General features: G+C 60.3%; 20 protein-coding genes. 15 read left to right on the top strand and 5 right to left on the bottom strand.

Features of this window, described 5'->3' with window-relative positions; genetic code table 11:
* Positions 1 to 48 precede the first annotated feature (48 nt).
* The 5 genes from pgsA (at position 49) to CH306_RS29200 (ending at position 3,474) form a co-directional block, all read left to right on the top strand.
* The gene (gene pgsA / locus CH306_RS23085; RefSeq protein ID WP_373453992.1) at positions 49 to 741 is read left to right on the top strand and encodes a CDP-diacylglycerol--glycerol-3-phosphate 3-phosphatidyltransferase; all 693 of its coding nucleotides are present in this window, start codon (positions 49 to 51) and stop codon (positions 739 to 741) included.
* Positions 742 to 993: 252 nt separating this feature from the next.
* A complete protein-coding gene (locus CH306_RS23080; protein WP_032397883.1) occupies positions 994 to 1,335 on the top strand; it encodes a helix-turn-helix domain-containing protein in 342 nt (113 codons plus the stop codon).
* A gap of 144 nt (positions 1,336 to 1,479) precedes the next feature.
* On the top strand, positions 1,480 to 2,289 hold the full coding sequence (locus CH306_RS23075) for a PspA/IM30 family protein (protein ID WP_037189526.1): 810 nt from the start codon (positions 1,480 to 1,482) through the stop codon (positions 2,287 to 2,289).
* Positions 2,290 to 2,401: 112 nt separating this feature from the next.
* A complete protein-coding gene (pspM, locus tag CH306_RS23070) occupies positions 2,402 to 3,202 on the top strand; it encodes a phage shock envelope stress response protein PspM (RefSeq protein WP_179272752.1) in 801 nt (266 codons plus the stop codon).
* Between the two features lie 98 nt (positions 3,203 to 3,300).
* Positions 3,301 to 3,474, top strand: a complete 174-nt coding sequence (locus CH306_RS29200) for a hypothetical protein (protein WP_032398397.1) — start codon at positions 3,301 to 3,303, stop codon at positions 3,472 to 3,474.
* An 18-nt stretch (positions 3,475 to 3,492) separates the two neighbouring features.
* Here the strand turns inward: CH306_RS29200 and CH306_RS23060 are convergent, their stop codons facing one another.
* Positions 3,493 to 4,389: a diacylglycerol kinase gene (locus CH306_RS23060; protein WP_094648058.1), complete on the bottom strand. Its 897-nt coding sequence runs from the start codon at positions 4,387 to 4,389 to the stop codon at positions 3,493 to 3,495.
* A 265-nt stretch (positions 4,390 to 4,654) separates the two neighbouring features.
* On the opposite strand from CH306_RS23060, the gene CH306_RS23055 reads away from it, so the two are divergent.
* The 5 genes from CH306_RS23055 to CH306_RS23035 all read left to right on the top strand — a co-directional run bounded on the left by CH306_RS23055 (position 4,655) and on the right by CH306_RS23035 (position 8,546).
* Positions 4,655 to 5,251: a TetR/AcrR family transcriptional regulator gene (locus tag CH306_RS23055; protein ID WP_052050488.1), complete on the top strand. Its 597-nt coding sequence runs from the start codon at positions 4,655 to 4,657 to the stop codon at positions 5,249 to 5,251.
* Between the two features lie 124 nt (positions 5,252 to 5,375).
* Positions 5,376 to 6,548 (top strand): glycosyltransferase, encoded by a 1,173-nt coding sequence (locus CH306_RS23050; protein ID WP_179272751.1) that lies wholly within the window; start codon positions 5,376 to 5,378, stop codon positions 6,546 to 6,548.
* A 10-nt stretch (positions 6,549 to 6,558) separates the two neighbouring features.
* Positions 6,559 to 6,750 carry a DUF3046 domain-containing protein gene (locus tag CH306_RS23045; RefSeq protein ID WP_032397886.1) on the top strand — a complete coding sequence of 64 codons (192 nt, stop codon included), beginning with the start codon at positions 6,559 to 6,561 and terminating at the stop codon, positions 6,748 to 6,750.
* 194 nt (positions 6,751 to 6,944) lie between these two features.
* Positions 6,945 to 7,982, top strand: a complete 1,038-nt coding sequence (gene recA / locus CH306_RS23040; RefSeq protein WP_008716921.1) for a recombinase RecA — start codon at positions 6,945 to 6,947, stop codon at positions 7,980 to 7,982.
* Positions 7,983 to 7,994: 12 nt separating this feature from the next.
* The gene (locus CH306_RS23035; RefSeq protein WP_094648057.1) at positions 7,995 to 8,546 is read left to right on the top strand and encodes a regulatory protein RecX; all 552 of its coding nucleotides are present in this window, start codon (positions 7,995 to 7,997) and stop codon (positions 8,544 to 8,546) included.
* Between the two features lie 89 nt (positions 8,547 to 8,635).
* On the opposite strand, the gene CH306_RS23030 is transcribed toward CH306_RS23035, so the two are convergent.
* From CH306_RS23030 to CH306_RS23015, 4 genes are all read right to left on the bottom strand, one after another.
* Positions 8,636 to 9,508 carry an amino acid ABC transporter permease gene (locus tag CH306_RS23030; protein ID WP_032397888.1) on the bottom strand — a complete coding sequence of 291 codons (873 nt, stop codon included), beginning with the start codon at positions 9,506 to 9,508 and terminating at the stop codon, positions 8,636 to 8,638.
* Positions 9,508 to 10,185, bottom strand: a complete 678-nt coding sequence (locus CH306_RS23025) for an amino acid ABC transporter permease (protein WP_032377154.1) — start codon at positions 10,183 to 10,185, stop codon at positions 9,508 to 9,510. The genes CH306_RS23030 and CH306_RS23025 overlap by 1 nt, the downstream gene beginning before the upstream one ends.
* An 85-nt stretch (positions 10,186 to 10,270) precedes the next feature.
* Positions 10,271 to 11,104 carry a glutamate ABC transporter substrate-binding protein gene (locus CH306_RS23020; protein WP_045195442.1) on the bottom strand — a complete coding sequence of 278 codons (834 nt, stop codon included), beginning with the start codon at positions 11,102 to 11,104 and terminating at the stop codon, positions 10,271 to 10,273.
* Positions 11,105 to 11,157: 53 nt separating this feature from the next.
* On the bottom strand, positions 11,158 to 11,886 hold the full coding sequence (locus tag CH306_RS23015; RefSeq protein WP_170944851.1) for an amino acid ABC transporter ATP-binding protein: 729 nt from the start codon (positions 11,884 to 11,886) through the stop codon (positions 11,158 to 11,160).
* A gap of 219 nt (positions 11,887 to 12,105) precedes the next feature.
* Here CH306_RS23015 and CH306_RS29195 point away from each other — a divergent pair, with 219 nt between their 5' ends.
* From CH306_RS29195 to CH306_RS23000, 5 genes are all read left to right on the top strand, one after another.
* Positions 12,106 to 12,267, top strand: a complete 162-nt coding sequence (locus tag CH306_RS29195; RefSeq protein ID WP_179272729.1) for a hypothetical protein — start codon at positions 12,106 to 12,108, stop codon at positions 12,265 to 12,267.
* A 29-nt stretch (positions 12,268 to 12,296) separates the two neighbouring features.
* The gene (locus CH306_RS29865; protein WP_094648056.1) at positions 12,297 to 13,064 is read left to right on the top strand and encodes a tyrosine-type recombinase/integrase; all 768 of its coding nucleotides are present in this window, start codon (positions 12,297 to 12,299) and stop codon (positions 13,062 to 13,064) included.
* Between the two features lie 213 nt (positions 13,065 to 13,277).
* Positions 13,278 to 13,748, top strand: coding sequence for an Lsr2 family DNA-binding protein (locus CH306_RS23005; RefSeq protein WP_094648055.1), 471 nt, complete (start codon positions 13,278 to 13,280; stop codon positions 13,746 to 13,748).
* 576 nt (positions 13,749 to 14,324) lie between these two features.
* On the top strand, positions 14,325 to 14,531 hold the full coding sequence (locus tag CH306_RS28865; RefSeq protein ID WP_143545364.1) for a hypothetical protein: 207 nt from the start codon (positions 14,325 to 14,327) through the stop codon (positions 14,529 to 14,531).
* Positions 14,532 to 14,798: 267 nt separating this feature from the next.
* Positions 14,799 to 16,001: a hypothetical protein gene (locus CH306_RS23000; protein WP_094648054.1), complete on the top strand. Its 1,203-nt coding sequence runs from the start codon at positions 14,799 to 14,801 to the stop codon at positions 15,999 to 16,001.
* Positions 16,002 to 16,400 lie beyond the last annotated feature (399 nt).

Raw genomic sequence — 16,400 nt, 5'->3', positions numbered from 1 at the left:
CAGCGGACATACGAGCCGGTACGTCGTCGACGGCTCGCGGGTGTGCCGATGACCGGGCCGGTTGCGCCCGATCACGGCGTTCCGTCCAGCGGTGAGATTTCCGGCAACCGCGCCTCCGGACCGGCTGATGCTCCGCGCACGACGGGGCTGCCCCACAGCAACGCTGTCGCGGGCGGCCCGGACGAAGTGCCGTTGCTCAATATCGCGAACGTGCTCACGGTGCTCCGGATCGCACTGGTTCCGGTCTTTGTCGCAGCGCTGTTCGTCGGCGACGGCCACGACACCTCCTGGCGGCTGACCGCGACCGCGATCTTCGCCGCCGCTGCCATCACCGACCGGATCGACGGCCAGCTGGCCCGCAAGTACGGTCTCGTCACCGACTTCGGGAAGATGGCCGACCCCATCGCAGACAAGGCGTTGATCGGCGCCGCGCTCGTCGGGCTGTCGATGTTGGGCGACCTGTCGTGGTGGGTGACGGTGATCATCGGAGTGCGAGAAATCGGCATCACCGCAGTGCGGTTCGCCGTGATCCGCCACGGCGTCATACCCGCAGGCCGCGGCGGCAAGGTCAAGACACTGGTGCAGACGTTCGCGATAGGGGTGTACCTGTGCCCGCTGCCGAGTGTCGTCGACCCGTTCGCCGTTGCCTTGATGGCGCTGGCGGTACTGCTCACCGTGTACACCGGCCTGGACTACGTGGTGCAGGCCGTTCGCCTGCGCCGAGGCGTGTCCTCGACGTGAATCGCTCCGACGTGACCTCCGCGGCGGCCGTGTCGCGCGCGGGCGAGCAGGATGAGGATTCGGCGGGATACAGTCTTGGGAGCCGTGTCGGAGCAGCTTCGGCACGTGTTGGAGTGAACGGGCATATAGGGTCGGGAACCAATCGGACCGGCTGGGACGTTGAACATCGTGACGGCTCCGGACGAACGAGATATGAACGTTGTCGTCCCGACGGCACAGTCGTCGGCACGAACACCAACGAGGAGGAGCGAGATGGCGCTGCTATTGCGTGAAGCACTCGGCGACAGTTTGCGGCGTACTCGCGTCGCACAGAGCCGAACCCTGCGTGAAGTCTCGAACACCGCACGCGTGAGCCTCGGATACCTTTCCGAGGTGGAACGCGGTCGCAAGGAGGCATCGAGCGAACTCCTCGCCGCGATCTGCGACGCACTCGCCGTCCCGCTCTCGGACGTCATGAGCGATGTCAGTGTGACGCTGTCCGACGCCTCCACCGCCGCAGCGCGGCTCGACGAGGCAGCGGTCGCCACCCGTATCGACGGCGATACTCGCGTCGTGATTCCGGCACCTGCTGCCAGAGCTCTCGCAGCCGCCTAAGATCGGAAAAGCAATCAGTTTCCACTCCTGACCCAGATCACGCACCCGACTTTCACAGCACGGACAGGTTCATTTCGGTCACTGCGAGAGCAGCCGACCCGTACGCGGCCACCGCGGCGCAACAGATGGAGGCAGGACCACCCCATGGCTAATCCTTTCGTCAAAGCCTGGAAGTACATGATGGCGCTCTTCAATTCCAAGATCGACGAGAAGGCCGACCCCAAAGTTCAGATTCAGCAGGCGATCGAGGACGCACAGCGCCAGCATCAGGCTCTGTCCCAGCAGGCCGCGTCCGTCATCGGTAATCAGCGCCAGCTCGAGATGAAGCTCAGCAGGCAGCTGGACGAGGTCGAGAAGCTCAATGCGAACGCTCGGCAAGCGGTGACGCTGGCCGATCAGGCCGCCACTGCGGGCGACATCGAGAAGGCCACGCAGTACACGAACGCCGCAGAGGCCTTCGCCGCGCAGCTGGTGACCGCCGAGCAGAGCGTCGAGGATCTCAAGGTCCTGCACGATCAGTCGCTGCAGGCGGCCACTCAGGCCAAGAAGGCCGTCGAGCAGAACGCCATGGCCCTGCAGTCGAAGGTCGCAGAACGTACCAAGCTGCTCAGCCAGCTCGAGCAGGCGAAGATGCAGGAGAAGGTCAGCGAATCCCTTCGGTCGATGGACAGCACCCTGTCCGCGCCCGGCAACACCCCGAGCCTCGACGCCGTGCGGGACAAGATCGAACGTCGCTACGCAGACGCCCTGGGATCGGCGGAGCTGGCTCAGAACTCGGTCTCCGGTCGCATGATGGAGGTCCAGCAGGCATCCGTGCAGATGGCGGGCCACAGCCGCCTCGAGCAGATCCGCGCTTCGATGGCAGGCGACTCGCTGCCGTCGGGCAATGCGGCGGCGAAGCCGTCGATTGCCAAGTCCCCGGACGCGACGCCCGAGCCCCCGGCTCAGGCGTAGATCGACCTGACGAACAACTCGGTCGTCCGACAGCAGCGCCGAGATGGGTAGAAGAGATCACGAATCCGGCCGGTCGCGTAAGCGGCCGGCCGTTTCGCTCGATCGAGAATCCGTGACCACCGCCGTCTCCGAGTCCGGTGCAGTGGTCAGATCTCTGGCGGAGTCCGCTCGAAGTGTCGGTACCTCGATCCTCGACGCCGCCGGCCGTCGGAAAGACCCCCGTGTCAAGCATCTGAAGAAGATTCGCCGTGCCAGACGACGCGGAATCAGGTTCGGTGCTGCGTCCACGACGACAGCGGTGGGAACCGCGGGGATGGCCGTGCTGTCGGCTCCGGAGTGGACTCTGTTCGTGGGCGGCGGTAGTGCTGCCCTCATGGCGGTACCGGCGGCATTCGCGGTGACGCGGCTGCGGCGTCTTCGCGCCCAACCGGTCCCCGTCGGCCTGCCCACCAAGCGCGTGTCGCCGCAGCGCGGATCCGCCGCGTACGAGTCGATGGCCCGACTGGCCGGTGCCGAGCAGAGTCTGTTCGAGCTGCTGGGGATCCTCGCGAGGTCCGAGACGATCGGTACCGACGACGTCGAGGAGATGATCGGGGTTACTTCCGATGCGGCTCGCGGTCTCGAAGGAGTTGCTGTCGACATCGCTGCTCTGGAACGTGCGGGGGCAGCGAGCGCTGTGACCCGCGAGCACCTCCGCGGCGCAATAGCCTCGGCGGCAGCCGAACTCGCGACCGGGGTCGATCAGTACGAGCAGCTCGTCGCCGCGGCCGCGCGGATGACCGGGCCCGCCGGACCGGCGTCGACGACGGTCGTGGAATCGCACCGACGTGAGCTGTTGTCGGCGACGGATCGACTGCAGGGGTGGGCCGAGGCACTCACCGAAATCGATCAGATCCGGTCGCGGCACCGCTGAGACAATTCAGGGTTCACCCCGATGTGTTCGTCGCGGCCGGATGCCAGGATCGACGTACGCGATACGACACGGTGCGCGGCGACACGGTAGGAGCACTCATGTTCTGGAAGATTCTGGGATTCATCGTTCTGATCTGGATTGCGCTCGCGCTTCTGGGCAGCATCATCAAGGGTCTGTTCTGGCTGGTGGTGGCGGGCGCGATCGTGATGGGACTGGTGTGGCTGTACAAGGCGATCGCCTCCGACAACGATCGCTCGTCGCTGAAGTTCTGACGCCGATGCGGTGTTCCGTCACCCGAGAGCAGCAGAGCCCTGCTCGACGAACACCCGAAGGGCCCGCGGTACGCAGCGTGCCGTGACGGGTAGTTCCGCGACACGTTCCCCGTCGGCGTAGGCGACGATTCCGTCGCACCGCAACGTGACCTGCGTCGAGGTGTACGTGTCGACCTCCGGTAAGTCGATGTGTGTTCCCCGATAGAGAGTCGGCGACAGTCCGAGCAGGCGCGTCCGACTCGCCCCGCGAACGACGGTGACATCGAGCAGACCGTCGTCCACTCGCGCGGCAGGGCACACGGCCATGCCGCCTCCGTAACTCCTGCCGTTTCCGACCGCGACCAGGGTGGCATCGAGTCGAAGTTCGGCATCGTCGAGTTCTATGACGTACGGCAGCTTCGTGAGTGACGCCAGCTGTAGCACCATGGCCGCGTTGTACCGGAGAGGTCCGCGCGGCCAGCGCAGTCGCTTGGCCCTCTCGGTGACCAGCGAGTCGAAACCACTGGACAGGACGGTGGTGAACCATCGGTCGCCGATCCGTCCGAGATCGATTGCGCGCGTGACGTTGTCGGCGACGATATCGGCTGCGTGGGCAGCGTCGTCGCGAGGTAGGCCCAGAGTTCGGGCCAGGTCGTTGCCGGTGCCTGCCGGGATCAGGCCCATCGGAACGTCGGTGCCGGCGAGTACTTGAACGACGAGATTGACGAGCCCGTCGCCGCCGACGGCGACCACGGCGTCCGTACCGCTGCCGACGGCCTTCTCGAGCAACGACAATGCATCCCCGGGCGTGCGGCCTTCGATGGTCGTGACGTGAAGTTCTCGCTCCCGCAAGCGCGCCACGGCGCAGCGCCCGGCGTGGCCCGCGCGACCACCGCCGGCCATCGGATTGGTCAACACCGTCACCGATCGGGTCATGGTCGCAACGATTCGTCGATCACATCGATCAGCTTGCCAGGGTCGACGGTTCCCGTGGTGGTGACCGAGGCGATTCGCAGCGGTATGCCTCCGGCGTACGTTGTTCGGGCGTGTGGCCGGTGATTTCGGGGCCGAAGGTGCGTGTAACCGTGAGGTACTGTAACGAAAGAGACTGTTATTGCTGGAAATACAGTCCTTTTGTCCGAACTACGAAGGGTGGCACGTGATCGAGCAGCCGGTGTCGAGTCCTGCCTCGTCCGAGCCCCTGCAGTCGCCGTCCCGAACAGAAGCTCCCGAGAAGTCGGTCGAAGACGCCGTTCTCGACGCGGCCCGGTCCTGCATCCTCGAACACGGCGTCAAGCGCACCACCTTGGCCGAAATCGCGCGCCGCGCCAAGGTCAGCAGGCCCACCGTGTACCGGAGATGGGCCGACACGCGAGCTGTGGTGTCGAGCCTGCTCACTCGTGAGATCGGTGCCCTGATTCCGAGTTTCGACGCCACCGCGTCGGCTCGCGATCAGATCGTCACTGCCGTGGGTGAAGTGGCCGACCGCATTCGACTCCATCCGTTGTTCGTGAAGATTCTGCGTTCCGATTCCGACGTGCTGGCCACATACATTCTTCATCGACTCGGAACCAGTCAGTCGTTGATCATCGACGCGTTGTCTTCTCTGGTCGTTGCCGGACAACGTGATTGCTCGATTCGCGCAGGGGATCCCACGACGCTGGCCACGCTGGTGCTACTGATGGTGCAGTCCGCGGTGCAGTCCGCGGAGATGGTGTCCGAGCGCGTCTCGGGGACCGAGGTGACGCGTCAGATGGCGTACGCAGTGGACAGTTACCTGCGGCCCGAGAGTGCGTGAACGAGTCTGCGTGGACCGCAATCGGGACCGAGTGCACATTTCGCCGCTCGGGTTCGGGCCGGCTCTCCCGACCTGATCCCGGCACCCGTCGAGCGGTACGGCTCGAGTGTGGCACGCTGGGTTCGTGCGAGTAGCAGTGGTGGCCGGGCCCGATCCGGGGCATGCCTTTCCGGCGATCGCGCTGTCCCTGCTCTTCCGCGCGGCAGGCGACGAACCGATCCTCTTCACCGGTAGCCGCTGGGTGCCCGACGCGCACGCAGCGGGGCTGCGGGCGTTTCCGCTGGGTGGTCTTGCGCCGCGGCCGGAGGACGACGATCTCGACGCCGGACAACGTATCCATTCACGGGCGGCGTTCGTCTCGACCGAGTTGCTGCCCGACCTCGAGCGGGAGAACGTCGATCTCGTCGTGTCCGACATCCTGACCGCAGGGGGCGGCATGGCCGCGGAGCGGCTCGGGATCACCTGGGTGGAGCTCTCGCCCCATCCACTGTATTCGCCCTCGAAAGGGTTGCCTCCCATCGGAAGTGGCCTGGCTCCGGGTACCGGGGTTCGCGGCAGGTTGCGCGATACCGTGATGCGCGCGTTGACGGCACGCTCGATCGCTCAGGGACGAGCTCAGCGGTCCAGCGCACGGACGAGCATCGGGCTGCCTGCCGAGGATCCGGGCCCGGCTGCGCGGCTCGTCGCCACCATGCCTGCGCTCGAGGTGCACCGTCCCGACTGGCCGGAGGACGCCCACGTGGTCGGCCCGCTGCTGTGGGAACCGACGGAAGACCTGCTCGACACTCCGGACGGCACGTCACCGCTGGTGATGGTCGCGCCGTCGACAGCCTTCACCGGGGCGGAGGGAATGCTCGAGATGGCGCTGAAAGGGTTGGACGGCAGGGGAGTTCGGGTGGTGGCGTCCGTTCTCGACGGAGTTCCCGCCGTACTCCCGAACTGGGCGAACGCCGGCTTGGGCCGCCAGGACGATCTGCTGCGTCATGCCGATGTGGTGGTGTGCGGTGGTGGGCACGGAATGCTGGCCAAGGCGCTCATGCACGGCGTTCCGGTGGTGACCGTCCCGGGCGGTGGCGATCAGTGGGAGCTGGCCAATCGCGCCGCACGGCAGGGGAGCGCCGTCATCGTACGACCCCCGACGCCGACCTCGATCGCCGACGCGGTGGCCACCGTACTGTCCGATCCGCGCTTCGCCCGGGCGGCGGCGACGGCGGCGGACGGGGCGCAGTCCGTCGAGGATCCCGTGTCCGTCTGTCATCGGGTGCTCGACCGCAGCACTCCACGGCGCGGACGTTAGGGTTGTCGTTGTGCGTCTGACCGAATTTCGTGAACTGCTCACCGAGGAGTTCGGCTCCGTTCGTGGCGATTCGCTGCTGACCGATCACGTGCTGTCCGGTATCGGCCGAACCGGAGCGCAGGCCATCGAGGACGGCGTCGATCCACGGGAAGTGTGGCGGTCGATCTGCTACGAGTTCGATGTACCGAGAGAACGCTGGTAGTTCCCCAGGTCCTGTCGATCCTCTCGGCGTGTCGATTGCTGCGGTAGTTGACTCGAACACGTGTTCCCCTATGCTTGGGTCAACGGTTGCCGGTCGGTGTCGAGAAACTTCTTGTCGGTACCCCGATCTAGCGTTACCGACGACAAAGCTGATCGACACGACACAGCTGAACGACACGACACAGGGAGCTCACGATGGCTGCATACGATCGCGACAAAGCGCTCGATCTCGCACTCGCGCAGATCGACAAGAACTTCGGCAAGGGTTCGGTGATGCGCCTCGGTGACGAGGTCCGCCAGCCCATTGCCGTCATCCCCACGGGATCGATCGCGCTCGATGTGGCACTCGGCATCGGAGGGTTGCCGCGTGGACGTGTCATCGAGGTCTACGGTCCGGAATCCTCGGGTAAGACCACCGTCGCCCTGCATGCGGTGGCCAGTGCTCAGCGAGCAGGCGGCATCGCGGCCTTCATCGACGCCGAGCACGCCCTGGATCCGGACTACGCCAAGAAGCTCGGTGTCGACACCGATGCATTGCTCGTGTCGCAGCCCGATACCGGTGAACAGGCTCTCGAGATCGCCGACATGCTGATCCGTTCGGGTGCACTCGACATCCTCGTGATCGACTCCGTGGCGGCACTGGTACCGCGCGCCGAGATCGAGGGCGAGATGGGCGACAGTCACGTCGGTCTGCAGGCCCGCCTGATGAGCCAGGCGTTGCGCAAGATCACCGGCGCGATGAGCAACTCCGGTACCACCGTGATCTTCATCAACCAGCTGCGCGAGAAGATCGGCGTCATGTTCGGCTCTCCCGAAACCACCACCGGTGGTAAGGCATTGAAGTTCTATGCCTCGGTTCGCCTCGACATCCGCCGCATCGAGACCCTGAAGGACGGAACCGACGCCATCGGTAACCGCACCCGGGTCAAGGTGGTCAAGAACAAGGTTGCGCCGCCGTTCAAGCAGGCCGAGTTCGACATCATCTACGGCAAGGGCATCAGCCGCGAGGGCTCGTTGATCGACATGGGCGTCGAGCACGGCTTCATCCGCAAGTCGGGTTCGTGGTTCACCTACGAGGGTGACCAGCTCGGTCAGGGCAAGGAGAACGCCCGCAAGTTCATGCTCGAGAACCCCGACGTGCGGGACGAGATCGAGAAGAAGATCATGGAGAAGCTGCAGATCGGCGCGGACGTCACCGCGGAGGAGCCTGCAGCCGCTCCGGTGGACTTCTAACCTGTTGTCGCTGTGCAGCAGCGAGACGAGAGTGGCGGCACCGAGGCGCAGGCGAAAGATGTCTGCCTTCGGTTACTGACCGACCGAGCGCGTAGCAGGCACGAACTCGAAGCAAATCTTGCGAAGAAGGGCTTCACTGCCGAGATCGCGAACGCCGTTCTCGACCGGCTCGAAAAGGCAAAGCTTGTCGACGACGAGTCCTTCGCGCAGCAATGGGTTCAATCCCGGCACAAGTACTCGGGCAAGGGTAAACGCGCACTGAGTATGGAGCTCCGCAACAAGGGAGTCAGTAACGAACTCGCTCTGCACGCACTTGATACGATCGATGCCGACGACGAACGTCAGCGCGCAGCCGAGCTGGTACGCAAGCGATTTCGCACACTGCAGTTGCCGGACTCGAGTGGGCCGGATGCCCGCGCCGAGCGTGACAAGGTTGTCCGAAAATTGGTCGGTATGCTCGCGCGCCGCGGCTACTCGCAGGGCATGGCGTTCGCGGTGGTCAAGGAGCAACTCGACCGCGCAGGTGCCGACACCGAAGGCTTCGACGGCCCAGACTCGATGTGATCGTCCACCTCGAGTAGTAGCCGTCGAGAAACAGTAAGGCCCGCAACACCATCGGTGTTGCGGGCCTTACTCGTTGCCGGCGATGGCGATCAGGCTGCCTGACCACCATCGAGAGCGGGAACCACGTCGGTCGCGCCGGCTTTGCGCTTACGCGAACGCAAACGACGTTCGACCACGGTGGCCAGCTTCGTCAACGCGGAGTTGATGATGATCATGATGACGGCGACGATGATCAGCGAGGGGAGGTAGTTGCTGTAGAACGCGCCTACCTGCTGACCGGAACGGACCACTTCGACGTACCCGATGACGTAACCGAGCGCCGAGTCCTTCAACGCCACAACCATCTGCGAAATGATCGCCGGAAGCATGGCGGTGACGGCCTGGGGGAGCAGAACCAGAAGCATGACCTGGCTCTTGCGCATTCCCAGCGCGGATGCAGCTTCCCGCTGCCCCTTGGGCAGTGAATTGACTCCCGCGCGAACGATTTCGGCGATGACCGATCCGTTGTACAGCGTCAGGCCGGTGACCACGGCCGCCAACGCCAGGTACTTGACCTTGAAGACCTCGTAATCGGCGTAGACCGCGTACAGGAAGATCATCAGAATCAGTACGGGTACTGCGCGGAACACCTCGACGATCGCGCCGCTGACGATCCGTACCGCGCGATGATCCGAGAGGCGGCCGATACCGAGGACGGCACCGAGGATCAGTGCGAACACGATCGAGAGCGCCGCTGCAACCAGCGTGCCCTGGATTCCGGGGATCAGATACGTGGTCCACGTGGTCGATTCGAGGAACGGATCCCACTTCTCGGCGGTCAACTGACCTTTGGAGTCGAGTGCTCGGTAGATGAGGAACGCGACGCCCAGCGAGACGACGGCAACGACCCCGGTCAGGATCCGGTAGCGCAGCACCGCTTTCGGGCCCGGAACGTCGTAGAGAACTGCTACTGCATCACTCATCATGACACCGCCAATCGCTTGCTGATGTAGCCGAACAGCAACCCGGTCGGGAGCGTCAGGATCATGAAACCGAGCGCGAAGATGCCGCCGACCACGAAGATCGCGGCCTCGTTCTCGATCATGTTCTTCATCAGGAACGACGCCTCGGCGACGCCGATGACCGATGCGATCGTCGTGTTCTTCGTCAGTGCGATCACGACACTGCCGAGCGGTCCGACCACGGCGCGGAACGCCTGTGGCAGAACGACGATGGAGATGTTCTGGGTGAACGTCATACCCAGTGAGCGGCCGGCCTCGGCCTGACCGACGGGGACCGTGTTGATTCCCGATCGCAGAGATTCTGCGACGAACGACGCGGTGTAGACACTCAGACCGAGGATTGCCAGGCGGAAGTTGTTGTCGTCGAGGAAGGTCGAGGACGATTCCGACGCGAGCGAGACACCCATGGTCTGGTACAGGCCGAACGAGGTGAACAGGATGATCAGGGTCAACGGGGTGTTACGGAAGATGGTGACGTACGTCGCGGCGATGCCACGCGCGATCGGGATGGGTGACACCCGCATCGCGGCAATGATCGTTCCGATGACCAGCGCGCCGACGAGGGATGCCAACGTCAGGTAGATGGTCGAGAGAAACGCGTCGATCAATTGATCGCCGTACTTGCTCAATAGGTTCACGGTGCTTGTTGATCCTCACGGCTCGGCGAGATCCAACCGTCGTGTTCCGCGCGCACGCGCTCGCGGAACACGACGAGAGGGTCGATCAGTAGCGGTCGACGGTGGGCGGGGTCGGCAGCGGGTAGCCCGATGCGCCCACGGTGTCGTTGAAGGCCTGCTCCCATGCACCGCTCGACACCATCTCCTCGATGGCGTCGTTGATCTGGTTACGTCCTTCGGTGTCGTCCTTGTTCAGGCCGATGCCGTAGTTCTCCGTGGTGAACGGCTCACCGACCACCTTGAATTGTCCGGGGGACTGAGCGGCGTAGCCGGCGAGGATGATGTCGTCGGTGGTCACCGCATCGACGGTGCCGTTGCGCAGCGCCTCGACGCACGCGGAGTACGTGTCGAACGGCTGCAGCTGCACGCCGGGGTACTCGTCGGCGATGTTCTGGGCCGGGGTGGAACCGGTGACCGAGCAGAGTCGCTTGCCGTCGTTGAGCGAATCGGCACCGGTGATGTCGGTGTTGTCCTCACGAACGAGCAACGACTGTCCCGCCACGAAGTACGGGCCGGCGAAACCGACCTTTTCCTTGCGGGTGTCGGTGATGGAGTAGGTAGCGACGATGTAGTCGACCTCGCCGTTCTCGATCAGAGTCTCGCGCTGCGCCGAGGGGGACTCCTTGAACTCGATGTTGGCCTCGTCGACACCGAGCTTGCCGGCGACGTACTTGGCCACCTCGACGTCGAAGCCGCTGAACGTGCCGTCGGGATTGCGCAGACCGAGACCGGGCTGGTCGAACTTGATGCCGACGATGAGGTTGCCGGACTCGGCGCTGCTCGAGATGGTGCGAGCTTCCTCTCCGCCGCCGCAGGCGGTGGCGACGATGGACAGAGCGGCGATGGCGACACCGAAGCGAAGCGGTCGGGTGATTCTCACAGTGAATGTCCTTAGGGATCGGTTCGGGTATTCGGGGTGAACGGTGAAGCAGGTCAGTGACCGAGGATCTTGCCGAGGAAGTCCTTGGCGCGCTCGGACTTGGGCGACTTGAAGAAGGTCTCGGGATCGGTGTCCTCGACGACGGCTCCGTCGGCCATGAAGATGACGCGGTCGCCGGCCTTGCGGGCGAAGCCCATCTCGTGGGTGACGACGAGCATCGTCATGCCCTCCTTGGCGAGCGAGGTCATGACGTCGAGTACCTCGTTGACCATCTCGGGGTCGAGGGCCGAGGTCGGCTCGTCGAACAACATCACCTTGGGGTTCATGGCGAGAGATCGCGCGATGGCGACACGCTGCTGTTGACCACCGGAGAGCTGAGCGGGGTACTTGTCGGCCTGGTTGGCGATTCCCACACGTTCGAGCAGAGCCAAGGCGCTCTTCTCGGCCTCGTCCTTCTTCTGCTTGCGTACCTTCATGGGCGCGAGCATGACGTTCTGCAGGATCGTCTTGTGCGCGAACAGGTTGAACGACTGGAACACCATGCCCACGTCGGCGCGCAGGGCCGCAAGGGCCTTGCCTTCCGCGGGAAGTAGATCTCCGTCGACCTCGATGGCACCGGAATCGATCGGCTCCAAGCGGTTGATCGTCCGGCACAGAGTCGACTTGCCCGAGCCGGAGGGGCCGACGACGATGACGACCTGACCGGCCGGCACTTCCAGGTTGATGTCCTTGAGGACGTGCAGATCACCGAAATGTTTGTCGACGGATTTGAGCGAGATCATCGAGGGCGCGCCCGGCGGGGGTGTCGATGCCGGCGCGTCGGTGGCGTGCGTCATAAGTCGAAACCCTATGCGTAGTTTCCTCGCCGACCGGTGTTTTCGCCCGTCATCTTCGATTATGTAATGGAAACTTTACTGTTGCCCCACATCGGCCCTGCACAGTCTGTGGTGGAGCCCGCGACCCCGGCGGGCCGGTCGGTGCGATGGACGTACCCTGGAGGGGTGCAAACGAGTGTTTTTCCGACCGTGGACGTGGCCGATCACGGGAGTACCGATCCCGTCCCGGTGACGGACCCGTCGGCGTCGGTTCCCCGCAGCTACGAAGTGCGTACGCACGGATGCCAGATGAACGTCCACGATTCCGAGCGGTTGTCCGGGTACTGAGACCGTGTAGTTTCATCCCGTTCTAAGGGATGGACATGGAAATTCGTGAACTATGCGAACAAGTTGTCAAGGCTAAGAACCTTCGACAGTCGACAGCATGGAGCTACAGACGCCTACTTCTAGGTGCCGGGATCACAGATGATTCTCTGAGCCGTGACGATGTCGAATCCCTGATGTACAACATCGAGAACTTGGCTACTCGCAGAGCAACTGTCATCGCTGTCCGGTCTGTCTTGGGTCATCAGATCAAAATTCCAAGAAGTCCGAAGCGCTCATATGTGTTGCCAGAGGAGTCGGCTCTACGTCTGGCCTTGATGACCTCACCGCACGAGGTTCGGGGTCTGTTGATGATGTACGCAGGATGCAGGGTCGGGGAAGCTTGTGCTGTGACTCAGAGGTCAGTCAACGGCGACAAACTTTTGATAGATCGTCAGATCGTTCAACTTCAAGCCTCACCCCGTGAAACTGGCCTCGATTCCCAGAGGGTTCTCCGTGTCGGGCCGGTCAAGTGCTCCGAAGCTGTGGTGACAATCCCGCACTGGTTGTCTCCGTTGGTCGAAACCATCTCTGATACCGCGATTCCCAGCCAGGTTCGTGAATCTCTGAGACGAGCAGGGCAAAGAGTGGGAATCAAAATCAACCCGCACATGCTCAGACACTGGTACGCGACGACCATGCTCGAACGTGGAGCGCCACATACCCTGGTACAGAAACAGATGAGACATACCGACATCGCTACAACATTGCGTGCTTACTCTGAGTTTCGTGATGAAGACATTCACGAAATGTTCGGGTGACATCGTGACTATTGACAGAACTATCTTCTGGTTCCTCATGATCTTGATTATTCTGACTCTGGGACTCTATGTAGCCGGAATCATCTTGCTCGTAGTTCCTTTGGTTCCCCTGTTCATGTTTATCTATTAATGGGTCAAGTATCTAAAGACTAGATACAAGCTCAGTAGATGTTAGTATCCGACTCATTCAATCCCCCGCGAAAGTAGGACAACATGGCAAAGTTCACGACCCGCAGTATCTATACCTTCACTGATGAGCTGACAGGCGAGGAGGTGGAGCAGGACAACGAGCCGACAACGTTCAAGATCAAGCTGACCGGAGACGCCACCGTCTACGAGAAGGTGATGAGCACCGAGAACGAGGAGCGGTTCCGTAAGTGGCTGGCCTCCGATGGGGATGCGCTGGCCGAGGAGCTACAGGACCAGATCGACGCCTTGAAGCAAGAGGTCAACGAACTTGCGAAGGAGAATGCCGATCTGAGCAGCAGAGCCGGTAAGGCCAAGGGGTCCAGCAGCGCGAAGCGTGATCCTGAACAGCTCAAGGCCATGCGCGCATGGTTGAACGAGAACGGTTACAAGGTCTCCGACCGTGGCCGTATACCGGGTGACCTCGAACAGGCGTACAACTCCCGCACACCGAAGGTTCCCGACAATGCGAGCGAACTGACCAACGCCAGCAGCTAGGCGAATCTCAAGGCCCCTGTTCCCACATGTTGGGAACAGGGGCTTTTTGCTGTCACCGGCTCAGATAAACGCAGAGCGACGAACAGGCCATGACCTATACGTGAGGTCAGGTGATTAAGTTGCACCGAACGCCTGGTCAGAGGCTTTCAACTTCTCAGCCTAGGTGCAAAATGCCTGGTCAGATGGGGAACTCGAGCTAGCGGCCATTCGTTATAAGGATAGGCAGGCAGCGATAAATAACTAAAGACGGAAACATTGAAGAATGATTACTGCTTAGCTCGGGTAATCGATAATAGATAAGACTTGGATCGCATTCTTTGGAATTTGGTTCGACAAAAGAAAAGTTTATTGTTTGCTATTGACCTATGCGTCCCGAAGCGCTACTGTCGTCCTATCGGGTCATTCAACGGACAGGACGACTATGTGCAGTCATGCTCATTACGAGTTCTCAGAGTTGATGCAGCTCGGTTATGTGGCGATGGATCAAGAAGGTTCATTGTCTTATGTATCGAAGGAAATAGCATCTTGCGGCAAGATGCTATATTTAACCCCCGCAAAACGGGAGAATAGAGAATCATGAGTGATATTCAGCGGACTGCAAGCTTTCATTTCGAGGTTGACACCGATGAGCTAGAACGACTAACTGGTGCCAGAAGTATTAAAGGTAGTGCCCTAATTGCGAAACTGGTTATCCAGGTAGGAGAAAAAGAGACTGAAATGAACTCTGTCGCGCTCTTCTACAATCAAGACAATGATGACTGGCGACCAGATCCAGGCAAATAATTTGCTATACTGAACATAGAGCTTCAACAACCGGGACCAGCGGCAGGAGGATACAAGCAGAAAACTTTCTTTAGATATAGAGAAAATCATGCCCCCGCAACTACTGGTCCTAGTTGCGGGGGTTTCTCTATATAAAAAAGAAAGAAGGACCATAATGATTATTGAATACCAGCAGGACATAGAACAGGCAGTAAAAGAATCGCCACAATACAGCCGATGGTTTCTAGGTGTAGATATTTCTGATGCATCTTACGAGCGTGATTGCTCATGAATGATCTGCTCGAAGATGACCTGATAGATGTCTGGGAGTTTAAAACAACTCAGAACGTAGAGATTCAGGCTCAGAATGCATTGCAGCAGCGATGGGTGACGTTGAGGCAGAATTTCTACGATTCCTATGCCCCCGGCGAAGAGGTAGACCTCAAGTTACAACGTAAGCACATCGAGAGGCTCGAAAACCAAAAGCGTCTAGCTCTAATAGATTTTCCAGAATCTTTAGAACTCATAGATGACTGGTTAGACATCTACCTTCCCCTACCTAAGGTTGTCCTACCTTCTGTAGAGGATGAAGAGGATGAAGAGGATGAAGAGGAAGACGACGTATCTCTCTCGTCTACTAAGTACAACGTAAAACAGAGCGGTTTCGGCACACTTTTTTCAGAAGTTTCTGAAAAAGAGTTGTGGGAGTACAGATACGACCAGCCGGGGGAGGATCCGGACCCGATAAGGATCCTCCGAAATATGTACCGAGGATTGTCGCAGACAGAGATTGACGACAACGTCAGCATTGGCCTTGTCTTCTACGCTGAGATGCTAGATGCGATTCCCGGTGGCATAGGGCCTCATTTGAGACCGCAGCAATACGCTCGACATATCTACCATAAAATAATCGACAAATACCGATACGACAATGCCGAGAAACGAAAGGAGGTAATCATGGATTTTGTAGGTGATGAAGAATTGTTTCCGTCTGATCTGGTCATCAGTCAGGACATAGAACTGTTGGAGATGGTGAGTAATCTAAAGAAAGCTGACATGAAGACCATCATGGCGGCGTGGAGTTGGGCAGAGAATGCACCAGATGATGCAGTGATGCCGAAGTCTCTCAAGCAGCGCTTGAAGCGTCTGAACCTAGGTCAGGCCCCGGAGCAGGTTACGCAGTACAACAAACCGGTTGTGGTCAGCAATACACCACGAGGGTTGCGCGGGGAGGATAAGAACTACGTCTACCCTGAACAGTTCCCGGTAAATATTAGCCAGGGCCGAAAGAAGTTCAAGGCGGTAGTTAATCATCCGGCACAAGTGAAGCGCTCAGAACCAGTATCAGTAGTCAAGAATGATGCGGTTGAAATATCCGACAGAGACAGACGTGTGTACATCAGATGGTTCTACGACAATGGCGGGGATGGTTTGACTCTCGAAGACTACATCGAAAAATGTTTCAGGCAAGCGCAAGAAATGCATCAATAAATTTGCTATAATAGGGATCTAACATTTCCATTATTTATATATCCCATCGCCCCGCTAAGGTTGTCTCGCCTTAGCGGGGCACCTTCATCTAATGAGGGCCCCTCAAGCCTTAATTCGTTTCTGCCTCAAGTGGGTCCTATTTCTATAGACCAGAAGAAACTTATCTTCAAAAATGGTATTATTAGTAAGTAATGAAAAAGTGTAGTAGATGTGATGAATTAAAGCAATTGGAAGACTTCAGTATCCGTAAGGATCTGGCAGATGGAAGATTTTCATACTGCCGTGATTGCGTGCGCGAATACAATCAACAGTATTACAGAATCAACTCTGATGACATCAAGCACAAAACGAATCTGCGTTATGCATCAGATGAAGCACTCAAACTTAAGCGTCGGAAGT

The sequence above is a fragment of the Rhodococcus sp. 15-725-2-2b genome, from assembly GCF_002259075.1.
Taxonomy (GTDB): Bacteria; Actinomycetota; Actinomycetes; order Mycobacteriales; family Mycobacteriaceae; genus Rhodococcoides.
The sequence above is the reverse complement of the archived record's forward strand: the minus strand, read 5'-3'. Positions and strand labels throughout refer to the sequence as shown.

Bases quoted from the DNA above. Each gene is read 5' to 3' on its own strand.
- pgsA (WP_373453992.1), top strand. From the start codon at position 49: ATGACCGGGCCGGTTGCGCCCGATCACGGCGTTCCGTCCAGCGGTGAG.
- CH306_RS23080 (WP_032397883.1), top strand. From the start codon at position 994: ATGGCGCTGCTATTGCGTGAAGCACTCGGCGACAGTTTGCGGCGTACT.
- CH306_RS23075 (WP_037189526.1), top strand. From the start codon at position 1,480: ATGGCTAATCCTTTCGTCAAAGCCTGGAAGTACATGATGGCGCTCTTC.
- CH306_RS29200 (WP_032398397.1), top strand. From the start codon at position 3,301: ATGTTCTGGAAGATTCTGGGATTCATCGTTCTGATCTGGATTGCGCTC.
- CH306_RS23060 (WP_094648058.1), bottom strand. From the start codon at position 4,389: ATGACCCGATCGGTGACGGTGTTGACCAATCCGATGGCCGGCGGTGGT.
- recA (WP_008716921.1), top strand. From the start codon at position 6,945: ATGGCTGCATACGATCGCGACAAAGCGCTCGATCTCGCACTCGCGCAG.
- CH306_RS23030 (WP_032397888.1), bottom strand. From the start codon at position 9,508: ATGAGTGATGCAGTAGCAGTTCTCTACGACGTTCCGGGCCCGAAAGCG.
- CH306_RS23015 (WP_170944851.1), bottom strand. From the start codon at position 11,886: ATGATCTCGCTCAAATCCGTCGACAAACATTTCGGTGATCTGCACGTC.
- CH306_RS29865 (WP_094648056.1), top strand. From the start codon at position 12,297: ATGGACATGGAAATTCGTGAACTATGCGAACAAGTTGTCAAGGCTAAG.
- CH306_RS23005 (WP_094648055.1), top strand. From the start codon at position 13,278: ATGGCAAAGTTCACGACCCGCAGTATCTATACCTTCACTGATGAGCTG.
- CH306_RS28865 (WP_143545364.1), top strand. From the start codon at position 14,325: ATGAGTGATATTCAGCGGACTGCAAGCTTTCATTTCGAGGTTGACACC.
- CH306_RS23000 (WP_094648054.1), top strand. From the start codon at position 14,799: ATGAATGATCTGCTCGAAGATGACCTGATAGATGTCTGGGAGTTTAAA.